The organism is Streptomyces glomeratus (genome assembly GCF_021462825.1).
In the GTDB taxonomy this organism is placed as follows: Bacteria; Actinomycetota; Actinomycetes; order Streptomycetales; family Streptomycetaceae; genus Streptomyces; species Streptomyces glomeratus.
Window position 1 is genome coordinate 31,206 of record NZ_JAKEEB010000024.1, and the last position, 12,781, is coordinate 43,986.

The window sequence follows — 12,781 nt, forward strand, 5'->3', positions numbered from 1 at the left end:
CGCGTCCATGCCTAGACTGCGCCCATGGACGCGATCTCACTGGACCGGCTCGGCACGGGCAAGTACCTGTTGGTCACCAGCCACCGCAAGAACGGCACCCCGGTCGCCACTCCGGTATGGGTGGTGCCGGACGGCGACGGCCTCGGCGTCTGGACGGCCGCGGACTCCTGGAAGGTGAAGCGGATCCGGGCCCGCTCCGACGTCCTGGTCGGCCCCTGCGACCTGCGCGGCAATCCGACCGGCGACCAGGTCCCCGCCACCGCCGAGATCTGCGACCGGGCCACCACCGCCCGGTACCGGCGGCTCATCGCCCGCAAGTACGGCATCCTGGGCCGCCTCACCCTCCTCGGCAGCCGGCTGCGCCGGGGTGAGGAGGGCACGGTCGGCATCCGGGTGACGCCGGTGTCGGGCGTCAGCGATGGCTCAGCACATTGACCACCCTGCCGTCGGGATCCCGGACGAAGAAGCGGCGCACCCCCCACTCCTCGTCCTGCAGGGGATGCACGATCTCCGCGCCGCTGTCCCGTACGACCGCGTAGACCGCGTCCACATCGTCGACCTCGACGCTCAGGTCGGGCGTGACCGGTGCCGTCCTGTCGCCGGTCGTCAGGCTGACCTGTGCCATCGGGCTGGACGGGGAGGCGAGCGTGGTGATCCAACCGTGGTTCATCACCTCCTCGAAGCCCAGCAGACCGTAGAACTCCCGGCTCTCCGGCAGGGATCGCGGCCGCAGATTCGGCACGACACGGCGAACGGCCATCGACGACTCCTGGAACTCGGGCGTGGAAGGGGCCGGGCGTGCTCCACGTCGTGGAGCCGAAGACGTGCGCGTCGTCGATCGTGACGTTCACGTCGGTGACCTTGGGACCGTACCGCGTGGGACGACGGCTCGTCAGCCCTGCGCTCCCGGCACGGGCGGTGCCGCGCGCTGGTGCTGTGCCTCCGACCACTCGCGGAGTTCGTTCGCTCCGACATCCTCGATCGCCGCGTGCAGTGCCGCCCGTGCCGCGGTGTCACGTTCGGCCGGAGGGAGCAGCAGATAGCGGTCGATGGACCGGCGCAGGGTCTCCCGCGACTGGGACGCGAGCACCCAGCGCGGGGCGGGGTTGAACAACTGGCGCATCCCCGTGAAGAAGACGGCGGTGCCGGCGATGAGCGCCGTCAGCCACGCCGGCGCGTGCAGTCCCGCCGCCACGACCGTGGAGGACGTGGCGACCAGGGCGCCGATCTCCGTGATGTAGTGCTCCCGCCTGGCCCGGTCCCGCTGCCGCCCGTAGAACACCAAGTCCTTCTGCGCCAGCGCCAGAACGGGATCCGCCTGCGAGGTCCAGTCCTCTTCGGTGGACGCCTGTCGTCTCATCGCCCCGTCACCCTCCCTGCTCAATGGTGGCCTTCATGCGCCCCGGCGTGCTCGGTATGCCCGTCGTGGTCGGGCGCGCCGCCCATCATGCGCAGCATCGCGAGGCCGCCGGTGCGCAGAAAGCGTACGAGCAGGGCGGCGGTCAGCAGCAGGAACGCGATGTTGAGCCAGGTGGTGTAGTTCCAGGTGACGCCTTCCTCGGGGATTCCGGCGCCGGCCTGGTCGGGAATCAGCCCGAGCCCTCCGAAGAGGAACTCCACCGCGTACCCGGCGACCACCGTCGCCGCGTAGAAGGTGGCCAGGAGGAACGCGGCCATGCGTGCCCCGTAGTACTTCCGGTAGATGTTCAGGATGGGCAGGATCAGCAGGTCCGCGTAGATGAAGGCGATCACCCCGCCGAAGCTGATGCCGCCCTTCCACAGCACCACCGCGAGCGGCACGTTGCCGATCGAGCACACGAAGCTCACGATCGCCACGAGCGGCCCGACGAGCGGTCCGATCAGCCTGGCCGTGAGCGGATGACCGGTCAGGAAGAACGAGCGCCAGAAGTCTTCCGGCACCCAGGCGGCGATCGCGCCCGCGATGAGCAGACCGGCGACCAGGTCCCGGAGGATCGCCGCCCACTCCATGACGAAGATGTGCGACACGGAGGTGAAACCCTGGCGGGAGAGCAGCCGGCGCAGGAAGCCCTCCTCGCCGCCCACCGACATGTCCATCGCCGCATGTCCCTCCATCGACCCCGCCAGACCCCGCTCGGCCTGCTCACGGGCCCGGCGCAACAGCCGTTCGCGCAGCAGGATGCGGAAGAGCAGCGCGAGGACGACGATCATCACGGGTCCGCCGACGAACTCCGCGAGCGTGAACTGCCAGCCCATCAACAGGGCGAGAATGACGCCCAGTTCGACCACGAGATTGGTGGAGGCGATCTCGAAGGCCATCGCCGCCGTGAAGTCGGCGCCCTTGCGGAACAGGGACCGCGCCAGGGCGACCGCCGCGTACGAGCACGAGGACGAGGCCGCGCCCAGCCCCGAGGCGAGGGCGAGCGTACGAGGCCGGTCGTCACCGAGCAGTCGTACGACCGTCGAACGGCGCACCACCGCCTGCACCACCGCGGACAGAGTGAAACCGAGGATCAGTGCCCAGGTGATCTCCCAGGACATCGCCCCGGTGATGGACAGCGCGTGCCCGATCGCATGCCACATGCGGCGGCCTCTCCCTGGAGGTGACGGAACGGGCGAACTATACCCCTAGGGGGTATGAGTGGCGAGGGGGCGCGCCCGCCCCGGGCCGGGTCCGGGCCGTGTCCGTCGCCTGTGGGGAGTGTGGTGCAGCGTTGAACCGGTCGGCATGCGTCCACGTATCACTCACCGGGGATGGGCCAACGCCGCGGTGACGGAAGGAGAGCAGTGTGTCGACACCGCCCGAGCAGGTCCAGCCGGTGCGGCGCCCGGTGCTGGAACCCACGTATGTGACGCGCCGCCGCCGCACCGAGGCGCTGGCCGAACTCGTCAGACAGCTTCGCGAGGAGGACACGCGCCCACCGGAGCCCGCCTACGAACCCATCGTCGTCCATGTGGAGCCGACGCCCGCCGCGGACGCCACGGAGGAACTGCCCCCGGTGCCGGCGTCCCCCCGCCACACACCCCGGGCAACACGGGACCGGCAACGGCCCGTCGACGACGGACTCACCCTGCGCCGCGCGGCCCTCACCGTCGGGGTGACCGCGGCCGCCCTCATCGGCTTCGGCGCCGCGCTCCTCCTGCCGGGCCCGGGAGACGACAGCGCCCTGGGCGGTCCGGTGCCCCCGCCGGCCCGGCCGCCCGCCACCGGTGCCCCCGCCGCCCCGGCCGCCGGCGCCTCCGCCCGGCAGCAGAACACCGACCCCGACGGGCCCGGGACCCTGCGCGAGGGCGACAAAGGGCCCGAGGTGGCCCAGTTGCAGGAACGCCTGCTGCGCATCCCCGACATCTACAAGAACGGATCCACCGACGGCCGCTACGACGCCACGCTCGCCGCGGCGGTCGCCCGCTTCCAGCTCTGGTACGGCGTCAGCGGCGACGAGACCGGCGTCTACGGCAACGACACCCGCCGCAGCCTCGAGTCCCGCACCACGCTGTAGCGGGTGCGGCGGCGGGCACGGGCAGACGTACGGCGGCCGCTCACCCTGAGCCGTACGCTCCCGTGTCCGCTCCGGAGGTACGGGCGTGTCGTGCCCCCCTCGCACGACACGCCCGTCACCGGCGTGGGCCGCCGCACGATCCGCCGGACGCCTCGGAGGCCACAGGGCGCCGTCCCCGCCGGGGTCGCCCGGGAGGCATGCGAGCCGACGACAAGGTGACGCCCAGGCCATGACGGCGACTCACGGCCGGGCCGCGGGCATCCCGGCCCGCGGCGCGTACGGTGCCGGCAGCGCGTCATCCGGCACCACCAGGTCCGCGCGGTCCCGGGTCGCCGCCACCAGGTCCGCGTTGCGCTGGTCCGTGCCCCCCACCCACGCCACCGCGCTCGCGTGGTCCTTGCCGAACTCCTCGTGGCGCGCCACCAGCCGCCGCACGCGTTCCCGCTCGGCGATCTCGCAGAACCAGACATCGTCCAGCAGCGGCCGGACCCGCGCCCAGGCGCCCGACTCCAGCAGCAGGTAGTTGCCCTCCGTCACCACGAGGCGCGCCGACGGCGGCACCGGGATCGCTCCCGCGACCGGCTGTTCCAACACCCTTTCGAAGCCCGGCGCATACACGGTCTCGCCGTCCGCCTCCTCGCGCAGCCGCCGCAGCAGCGCGGCGTAGCCGGCCGGGTCGAACGTGTCCGGGGCGCCCTTGCGCTCGCGGCGGCCCAGGCGTTCCAGCTCGACGTCCGCCAGGTGGAAGCCGTCCATCGGGACGTGCGCCACCCACGGCGGCCCGTCGCCGTTCAGTTCGCGGACCAGACGCTCGGCGAGCGTGGTCTTGCCCGCCCCGGGGCTTCCCGTGATGCCGAGGATCGCACGGCGACCGGGACGTCCCAGGGAGGCGGCCCGCTTCAGGAGGTCGTCGAAAGTCATGGGTCTGGTGTCCGCGCTCGCTGCCGGGTGGTGGGGAGCCCGCTCGTGCGGCGGGCCGGGTCACGCCATTGGACCACCGGTGCGCACGGCGGCGCGAGAGGGGGAGACCGGCAAGCCCCCGGCGCCGGGGAAGCGGCCTGCTCGTGGCCGGAGCGGGCCGCTCCGGTGCGCCGACCGCGGGTGTGTGCCCGGCGGAATGTGGCTTTCGCCACCCCTTGGGCAGCGCTCATGGGGGAAGGTGGCTCCTATGACAGAGCTCGGTCTTCCGGACGGCATCCAGGCCTGCCTCTTCGACCTCGACGGGGTCATCACCAAGACCGCCGTCGTCCACGCGGCCGCGTGGAAACAGACGTTCGACGATTTTCTGCGCCGACGGGACGGGGAGTCCTTCCGCCCGTTCGACGAGGTCGCCGACTACGACGAGTACGTCGACGGGCGCCCCCGCGCCGACGGCGTCCGCACCTTCCTCGCCTCCCGTGGCATCCGACTGCCCGAGGGCGCCCCCGACGACCCGGCCGGCCGCGATACCGTCCACGGCCTGGGCAACCGCAAGAACGAACTGCTGCTGGAACTGATCCGCACCCGTGGGGTCGAGGCGTACGACGGCACCATCCGCTACATCGAGGCCGCGCGCGCCGCCGGGCTGCGCACGGCCGTCGTCTCCTCCAGCGCCAACTGCCGCGATGTGCTGCGCTCGATCGGCGCCGAGGACCTCTTCGACGTGCGTATCGACGGGATCGTGGCCGCCGAGCGGCATCTGCCGGGCAAGCCGCACCCCGACACCTTCCTCGCCGCCGCCCGGGACCTCGGCGTCGAGGCGAAGGCCGCGGCCGTCTTCGAGGACGCGCTGGCGGGCATGGACGCCGGGCGTTCGGGGCACTTCGGGTTCGTCGTCGGAGTGGACCGCGTCGGCCAGGCGGACGCGCTACGGGCCCACGGCGCCGATGTCGTCGTACGGGATCTCGCGGAACTGGGAGAGCGCTCGTGATCACGCAGACGTCGTACACCGTCGAACCCTGGGTGCTGCGCGAGCGCGGGCTCCATCCGGACGTCCTGCCACAGAGCGAATCGGTGTTCGCACTGTCCAACGGGCACATCGGCTGGCGCGGCAACCTCGACGAGGGGGAGCCGCACGGACTGCCGGGCTCCTACCTCAACGGCGTCCACGAACTGCACCCGCTGCCCTACGCGGAGGCGGGGTACGGCTACCCGGAATCGGGGCAGACCGTTATCAACATCACCAACGGAAAGATCATCCGTCTGCTCGTGGACGACGAGCCCTTCGACCTGCGCTACGGCCGGCTGCGCTCCCACGAACGCGTCCTCGACCTCCGGGCCGGCACGCTCACCCGGACCTGCGAGTGGACATCGCCCGCCGGCATCACGGTCCGGGTGCGCTCCACACGGCTCGTCTCCTTCACCCAGCGCGCGATCGCCGCGGTCGCCTACGAGGTGGAGGCCGTCGACGGACCGGCCCGGGTCGTGGTGCAGTCGGAGCTGGTCGCCAACGAGCAACTGCCGGGCCGCAACGGCGATCCGCGGGCCGCCGTGGTCCTGGAGTCGCCGCTGGAGGCGGAGGAGCAGTTCGCGAAGGACGGCCGGCTGCGACTGGTGCACCGAACCCGCAGGAGCGGCCTCAGGGTCGGCGCCGCCGCCGACCACCTCGTCAGCGGACCCGACCCGACCACCACCGAGAGCGAGGCGACCGAGCACCTCGCCCGTCTCACCATCGCCTCCGCGCTGGAGCCGGGGGAACGGCTGCGCGTGGAGAAGTTCGTCTCGTACGGCTGGTCGGGCACCCGCTCGCTGCCCGCGATCAGCGACCAGGTGGACGCGGCGCTGGCCGCCGCCACCAGCGTGGGCTGGTCCGGACTCCTCGCCGAACAGCGCGGCCACCTGGATGATTTCTGGGCGCGTTCCGACGTCGAGATCGACGGCGACGAGCAGATCCAGCAGGCCGTCCGCTTCGCGCTCTTCCACGTGCTCCAGGCCGGTGCCCGCGCCGAACAGCGGGCGATCCCCGCCAAGGGGCTGACCGGCTCCGGGTACGACGGTCACGCCTTCTGGGACACCGAGATGTTCGTTCTGCCCCTGCTCACCTACACCTCGCCCGGCGCGGTCGCCGAAGCGCTGCGGTGGCGGCAGAACACCCTGCCCGCGGCCAGGGAGCGGGCCGTGCAACTCGGCCTGCGCGGCGCCGCGTTCCCCTGGCGGACCATCGACGGGTCGGAGGGCTCGGCGTACTGGCCGGCGGGCACCGCCGCGTTCCATGTGAACGCCGACATCGCCGATGCGGTGGTCCGGTACACCTCCGCCACCGGCGACGAGCACTTCGAACGCGACACCGGCGTGGAACTGCTGGTGGAGACGGCCCGGTTGTGGAGGTCGCTCGGTCACCACGATCACCACGGCACGTTCCACATCGACGGGGTGACCGGCCCGGACGAGTACAGCGCGGTCGCCGACGACAACACCTACACCAACCTGATGGCCCGTGCGAACCTGCTGGCAGCGGTCGACGCCGTCGAGCGTCATCCGCGCCGGGCCGCCGAGCTGGGCGTCGACGAGGAGGAGAGCGCGGCCTGGCGGGACGCCGCGGAGGCGATGCACCTCCCGTACAACGACGAACTGGGCGTCCACGAGCAGCACGCCGGGTTCACCCGCTACCAGCGCTGGGACTTCGCCTCGACGCGCCCCGACCAGTATCCGCTGCTGCTGCACTTCCCGTACTTCGACCTGTACCGCAAGCAGGTGGTCAAGCAGGCGGACCTGGTCCTTGCGATGTACACGTGCAGCCCCCACTTCGATGCGGAGCACAAGGCGCGCAACTTCGCCTACTACGAGCCGCTCACCGTGCGGGACTCGTCCCTGTCCGCGTGCTGCCAGGCGGTCATCGCGGCGGAGACGGGCCATCTGCGCCTCGCCTACGACTATCTGCACGAGGCCGCGCTGATGGATCTGCAGGACCTGGAGCACAACACCCGCGACGGCCTGCACATCGCGTCCCTGGCCGGAACCTGGATGGCGCTGGTGGCGGGCTTCGGCGGCATGCGCCACCACGGGGAGCGGATCGCGTTCGCGCCACGCCTGCCGGAGCAGTTCGGCCGGCTGGCCTTCACCCTCGAACTGCGGGGCTGCCGACTGCGGGTGGAGATCGGCCGTACGGCGGCCACGTACACCCTGCTGGGAGGCGGGCCGCTGACGATCCATCACCACGGTGAACCGCTGACCCTCGACGCGGAGAAGGCGCACACCCGCGACATCCCGCCCGTCAAGCCCCGCCCGGCCCCGGACCAGCCCTTGCACCGGCGGCCGAACCACCGACCCGGAAAGGACGGATGACGGCGGCACCGGGGTCACCGGGGATGACAGCTGTCGCCGGTGCACGTCCGGGGCCCCCGCCCGGCCGGGCGCCGTCCCAAGGACGCGGCCGGGGACGGACCCCGGCCGCGCCGGAGTGCTTCAGTCGCGGGTGACGGACGGGGCGATGTCCTCGTGCCGCTCGGCCGGAGCCGGCCCACGGGTGCCGGGCGTGGTCGACTGCGCGCCGCAGAAGGCGGCTTCCAGCGTGCGGGCCATCGTGCCGAGGACCGATGCGTTGTTCGAGGTGTTCGCGAGCGCCGTGACGCTGCGCCTGCCGTCCTGCGAGGTGAACGCGTAGGTGTAGTACCCCTGGACGGTGCCGGTGTGACCCACCACCGAGATGCCGCACGACAGGTCTCTGCGGCGCAGCCCGAGACCGTAGCCCTGGGTGCTGTTGACCGGCTGCCACTGCTTCATCTGCGCCAACCGCGCCGGGGAGAGCAGCTTGCCCCGCATCAGCGCCGAGAAGAAGGTGTTCAGATCGCGGGTGCTGGAGATCATCGCCCCCGCGCTCTGCGCCCAGGACACGGTCTGCTCGGTGGAGTCCACGAGAGCCGCACCGGCCTGGTCGGGCGTGAGGTAGCCGTTCGTGTGCCGCCCTGGGATCGCGGTGTCCGGGTGGACGTAGAACGTGTCCAGCAGCCCCAGCGGCTTGATGATCCGCGCGAGGTACTCCGTCCGCACGGAGTGCCCCGTCAGCTTCTCGATGAGCATGCCGGCGACGACGAAGTTGGTGTTCGAGTACGAGTACGCCGCCCCCGGCGCATTGGTGAGCGGCTTCGCCAGCGACAGCTTCACCAGTTCCCGGTAGGAGAACACCTTGTTGCGCACCGCCTCGAAGCCCGGCACGGTCTGCGCGAACATGTCGTTGGTGTAGTCGTACAGGCCGCTCCGGTGGCTGAGCACATGACGCACCGTGATCCGGTCGTCGGGCAGCAGCCCCGGCAGGTACGAGTTCACCGAGGCGTCGAGGTTCAGCTTGCCCTGGTCGACGAGTTGCAGCAGGACGACCGTGGAGAAGCTCTTGGTGACGCTGCCGATCCGGAAGCGGTCGACGGTGCTGATGCCTCGGCCCGTGGACCGGTCGGCGACACCCTCGGCCGCCGTGCGCACCGTGCCGTTGTCGTCGACGCGCGCCATCGCGCCCGGGGCGCCCTGTGCCAGCGCCGTGCGCAACACGCTGTCCAGCCGGGCCATGTCGGGCGCCGGCAGTTTCCCGGCCGTGGCCGCCCTGGTGGTGTGGCCGGGGGTGGCCGTCGTGGTGGCGGCCTGCGCGGGGACCGCCAGGAGGGACAGCAGGACCGCGCCGAGCGCCGTGCCCTTGCCCACCGTTGCTGAGACCATCAGCTCTTCTCTCCCAGTTTTCTTCTCCCGGTGCCGGTTTGCGGCACGGACCGCGCCCGGAAAAGGCGCCGGCACCATCTCTACGCGCCGTACCGGCGGGCGGGTTGCACCCACGCGGGAAAAGTCGCCGGGGAGTGTGAGGAACTCGGGGCGTCAGCCGCCGAACAAGTGTGTCCAGTAGGAGCCGGGCCCGGCCGCCGCCCGCGAAACCGACCCCCAGGTGGGAGAAGGCGGGCCCCAGCTGTCCGCAGGCGATGTTCTCTCCCGCCCCCGGCGGCGGGAGCCCGCGGCCGCCACACGGTCCCAGGGCTCACGACCGTCGGGCGAGGTGTGGGGGTGGAGGGCGCGCGCCACCATGCCGGCGCTGTGCGCCTGGGCCGCCGCCGCGAGCGGAGGGTCGGCGGCGAGCGCGGGCAGACCGGCCCCGGCCCGCTCGGCGTTGGTCAGGGCGAGCACCTCCGTCACCGTCCGCGCCGGCCCGGCCGGGGTGAAGGGCCGGGCCCACAGCGCCGTCCGGTACGGGTCGCCCGAGCGCCGGTCCGCGACGCAGGCCCATCCGGCCTCGGTGAACGCCGGTTCAACGCGTACCCGCATGCGGTGATCCGCTGGTGCACGGAGGTGCCGTCCGCGCCCGCCGAAGCCGGCGCGTCCCGGGCGGCCATACCGGAGGAGTGGGCCCGCGCCGCCGCGGAGAGGCGTGGGCCGAGCGTCACGGCCGGGCAACCGGCCTCGGTACGGACGGCGTTGAGGAAGGCGAGGAAACCGTCGGAGGCGGGGGCGTGGGCAGGCTCCGGCTCCGGCTCCGGTGGAGGCGTCGAGGGTGCTTCCCGGGTCACCTCCACCCCGAAGTCCCGGACAGGGTGCCGTCCGGCAGAGGCGGATTGCCCGGGAACCAGCTCGCTCATCCCGCCCGTGCGCCCGTGCCGCTGCCGCTGCCGCCGCCGCGGGCGGTCGAGTGGACCGCCGCCCGTCAGTCGGACAACGCGCTGTCACCGCGCTGGGGTTCCCGCACCGGCACGGCGGCCCGCACCGACCTCAGGGCCAGCAGCAGGACGGCGATGTCGTCGAGATAGACGGGATCGGGGAGCAGGTCGGTCGGCAGCACCAGATACAGGACCGCGCCCCAGAACACCCAGCGTGGTCCCGTCGGAAGCCCGGCACGGCGCAGGTCGCGGCGCGCGCGGACCAGCCGCAGCAGCAGCGCGAGCGCCACGCCGAGCAGCGCCGCCGCGAGAACCGCGACGACGGCGATCACGGTCCAGCTCGTGGAGTCCATGCACAGCTCCTGGCATCCGTAGGAGTCGTCCTCTCCTACGGATGCCCGGCTTCGCGGCGCACAGTGCCCGTGGCGGGCCGCCTGACCCGGACGGCCGCGGCGGGCGGGGCGTGTGCGCCGCGGTCAGTGGGTGCGCGAGGCGCTGTTCCCGACCAGGGCCTGGGTGACCGCGCGCACACTGCGCGCGATGTGCTGGAGCTGCATCACCTCGGCGGCGTACAGCCTGATGGTGTGCTCGATGACCGACTCGGGCAGGCCCAGCCGCGGCAGCTCGGACCGGGCCGTCTGCAGCGCGGTCCGGGCTACCCGCACCTCCTGCTGCACCTGGATCTGCGCATGCCGGGCGAGCAGGACCGGGTGGCGGATCAGGGCCGGGTAGCTGGCATAGCGGGCAGGGACCAGTTCGCGCAGCCATTTGACGGCCGATCGCTCCCAGTCGTAGCTGCCGGGTGTTTTGACCTGGCACGGCCAGTCCGAGCTGATCGGCGAGTACGTCGTCAAGGCCATGGTCTTCGCTTCCGGGTCACGTCGGCTCAGGGTGTGCGGCAACTTGGGGGCGGCTCCGGTCTAGGGGAGGGCCGGAGCCGCCACCATGGACGCCCGCGCAAGCGGGTCCCGGCCGGACATCCGGCGCCCGTGGGTAGGAGCGGACGGCACTGGTTGTCCGTACGGCGTGCCCGGGAGGGGAAGCCCGGGGCACGATCCGCGAGCAGTATTTATATATACCGGCAGGTACGCAAGGACATGGAAAAATTCATTCGCGGTTTGATGCGAAAAGTCCCATCTTGTACGGGTGGAGGGACGGTTTCCGTACGACCGACTTGCAACGTACCGGGACCGGCGGCGCCGTCGCCTCAGTCCTTGAGGAAGAACTGATGCTGGTCGGCGATCTGCTCGTACTCCTCGAGGCGGGCCTGCGTCCGCTCCGGATCGGCGTCGGTCATGGCCTGTAGAAGGGCGGCGGCCATCAGGCCGGGGGCGGCGTACGAGTCGAAGACCAGGCGCGAGCCGGTGCCGGTGGCGAATACGACATCGGCCTCGTCGGCCAGCGGTCCCAGGACCAGATCGGTGATCAGGGCGACCTTGAGCCCCGCACTGCGCGCCACCCGTACCGCGGTCAGGCTCTCCTGGGCGTGCCGGGGCATCCCGAACGCCAGCACCCAGGTACCGCCGGCCTCCCGTGACTGGAGCAGCGCGTCATAGGCGACGGTGCCGCCCCGGGTCACCAGCCGTACATCGGGGTGGACCCGGCGCGCCCCGTACGCGAAGTACTCGGCGAGGGAACCGGAGATGCGCAGGCCCATCACGGTCAGCGGCGTCGACTCCGACAGTGCCCGCCCCACGCGGATGACCTGGTCCGGGTCCGCGAAGTCCCGGCGCAGGTTCTCCAGGTTCTCGATCTCCGCGTCCACGGCGGCCTGCAGCTCGTTGCTGCGCTGCTCCGCCAGGGTGCCCGGACTGCCCAGGCTGCTCAGCGCGATGGCCTGCAGCTTCTCCCGCAGTGCCGGATAGCCGCTGAAACCGACGGCCGCGGCGAAACGCGTCACCGAGGGCTGGCTGACGCCCACCCGCTCGGCCAGGTCCGTGATGGACAGGAACGCGGCCTCGGTGATGTGCTCGATCAGGTACTGGGCGATCCGGCGATGTCCAGGGGACAGTCGCGGACCGTCGAACAACTCTCTGAGCTGGGACGTCGGGCTGGCTCCCACTTCCGGGGCCGTCTTGCCCGCAGTGATCGCAGACGCCTGTGCGCGTGTCTGCTGCGGCGATGACACCGGACCGCCTCCTTCATGTCCGTAGGCCTTCAACATAGCTCACCGACGGCGCTGACCAGGGCCCTTACGGCGCACAATCAGGGCCGGCTCCCGACAGGCGCACGCGTCGCTTCGGCCGTACCGTCGTGCATGGGGAGCCGGGGGAGGGGGTACCCGCGTCCGGCCACGAAGGACGCGTCGGCCCACCAAGGAGAGGAGCGGCAGTGAACTCGCCCCAAGCGCACACACCCGAGGTCGAGGTGGTGGTCAGCGACTGCTCGGCGAGGGACGCCGGGAGCCTGTTCGCCGAACTGTGCCGGCATTTCGGATCCGACCGCTGCGCCGAGGACATACCGCACGAGACCTCCGGGTCCCGGCCCACGATGTGGACCGGCCGGTTCGACACCTCGGCGTCTCCCGCCGAGTCCCCGGCGACGCCGTCGCCACCGTCCCTGTCCGGCCCGGTGAAGGCCGAGGTCCAGGGCGAACCCCGGGCGGTGGAACGCCTGCGCCGCGCCCTGGACGAAACGTTCGTCGTGCAGCAGCTGGGCACGGTGGCCGGCGACCAGGAGGTGGAGGTCGAGCTCCAGCTGGAGAGCCGCAGGCCGGCCTGAGTCACCGCCTGACCGGCGTTTGCGGAACCG

13 protein-coding genes and 1 pseudogene are annotated in these 12,781 nt (G+C 71.8%); 5 read left to right on the forward strand and 9 right to left on the reverse strand.

The window, feature by feature from the left end; genetic code table 11:
* The first annotated feature begins 24 nt into the window (after window positions 1-24).
* Complete coding sequence (locus LZ604_RS24445) at window positions 25-435, forward strand: PPOX class F420-dependent oxidoreductase (protein ID WP_234517599.1); 411 nt, start codon at window positions 25-27, stop codon at window positions 433-435.
* Here the strand turns inward: LZ604_RS24445 and LZ604_RS24450 are convergent.
* The 3 genes from LZ604_RS24450 to LZ604_RS24460 all read right to left on the reverse strand — a co-directional run bounded on the left by LZ604_RS24450 (window position 413) and on the right by LZ604_RS24460 (window position 2,562).
* Window positions 413-760 carry a VOC family protein gene (locus LZ604_RS24450; protein ID WP_234517600.1) on the reverse strand — a complete coding sequence of 116 codons (348 nt, stop codon included), beginning with the start codon at window positions 758-760 and terminating at the stop codon, window positions 413-415. The two genes, LZ604_RS24445 and LZ604_RS24450, sit on opposite strands and share 23 nt — an antisense overlap.
* A gap of 132 nt (window positions 761-892) precedes the next feature.
* Window positions 893-1,360 (reverse strand): DUF4231 domain-containing protein, encoded by a 468-nt coding sequence (locus LZ604_RS24455; protein WP_234517601.1) that lies wholly within the window; start codon window positions 1,358-1,360, stop codon window positions 893-895.
* A gap of 20 nt (window positions 1,361-1,380) precedes the next feature.
* On the reverse strand, window positions 1,381-2,562 hold the full coding sequence (locus LZ604_RS24460; protein ID WP_234517602.1) for a permease: 1,182 nt from the start codon (window positions 2,560-2,562) through the stop codon (window positions 1,381-1,383).
* 206 nt (window positions 2,563-2,768) lie between these two features.
* Between LZ604_RS24460 and LZ604_RS24465 the strand changes: the two genes are divergently transcribed.
* On the forward strand, window positions 2,769-3,479 hold the full coding sequence (locus LZ604_RS24465; protein ID WP_234517603.1) for a peptidoglycan-binding domain-containing protein: 711 nt from the start codon (window positions 2,769-2,771) through the stop codon (window positions 3,477-3,479).
* Between the two features lie 240 nt (window positions 3,480-3,719).
* On the opposite strand, the gene LZ604_RS24470 is transcribed toward LZ604_RS24465, so the two are convergent.
* On the reverse strand, window positions 3,720-4,400 hold the full coding sequence (locus tag LZ604_RS24470; protein WP_234517604.1) for a nucleoside/nucleotide kinase family protein: 681 nt from the start codon (window positions 4,398-4,400) through the stop codon (window positions 3,720-3,722).
* A gap of 247 nt (window positions 4,401-4,647) precedes the next feature.
* Between LZ604_RS24470 and LZ604_RS24475 the strand changes: the two genes are divergently transcribed.
* Window positions 4,648-5,388, forward strand: coding sequence for an HAD family hydrolase (locus LZ604_RS24475; protein WP_234517605.1), 741 nt, complete (start codon window positions 4,648-4,650; stop codon window positions 5,386-5,388).
* Window positions 5,385-7,742, forward strand: a complete 2,358-nt coding sequence (locus LZ604_RS24480; protein ID WP_234517606.1) for a glycoside hydrolase family 65 protein — start codon at window positions 5,385-5,387, stop codon at window positions 7,740-7,742. The genes LZ604_RS24475 and LZ604_RS24480 overlap by 4 nt, the downstream gene beginning before the upstream one ends.
* Before the next feature lie 120 nt (window positions 7,743-7,862).
* Here LZ604_RS24480 and LZ604_RS24485 read toward each other — a convergent pair whose 3' ends face one another.
* The 5 genes and pseudogenes from LZ604_RS24485 to LZ604_RS24505 form a co-directional block, all read right to left on the reverse strand.
* On the reverse strand, window positions 7,863-9,107 hold the full coding sequence (locus LZ604_RS24485) for a serine hydrolase domain-containing protein (protein ID WP_234517607.1): 1,245 nt from the start codon (window positions 9,105-9,107) through the stop codon (window positions 7,863-7,865).
* A 153-nt stretch (window positions 9,108-9,260) separates the two neighbouring features.
* A pseudogene (locus LZ604_RS36575) lies at window positions 9,261-9,961 on the reverse strand (CAP domain-containing protein); the annotation flags it as partial.
* 116 nt (window positions 9,962-10,077) lie between these two features.
* Window positions 10,078-10,383, reverse strand: coding sequence for a YkvA family protein (locus tag LZ604_RS24495; RefSeq protein WP_234517608.1), 306 nt, complete (start codon window positions 10,381-10,383; stop codon window positions 10,078-10,080).
* 123 nt (window positions 10,384-10,506) lie between these two features.
* Window positions 10,507-10,890 (reverse strand): hypothetical protein, encoded by a 384-nt coding sequence (locus LZ604_RS24500; RefSeq protein WP_234517609.1) that lies wholly within the window; start codon window positions 10,888-10,890, stop codon window positions 10,507-10,509.
* A gap of 347 nt (window positions 10,891-11,237) precedes the next feature.
* A complete protein-coding gene (locus LZ604_RS24505) occupies window positions 11,238-12,158 on the reverse strand; it encodes a MurR/RpiR family transcriptional regulator (RefSeq protein ID WP_234517610.1) in 921 nt (306 codons plus the stop codon).
* Window positions 12,159-12,361: 203 nt separating this feature from the next.
* Between LZ604_RS24505 and LZ604_RS24510 the strand changes: the two genes are divergently transcribed.
* Window positions 12,362-12,751: a hypothetical protein gene (locus tag LZ604_RS24510; protein ID WP_234517611.1), complete on the forward strand. Its 390-nt coding sequence runs from the start codon at window positions 12,362-12,364 to the stop codon at window positions 12,749-12,751.
* The last annotated feature ends 30 nt before the right edge of the window (window positions 12,752-12,781 follow it).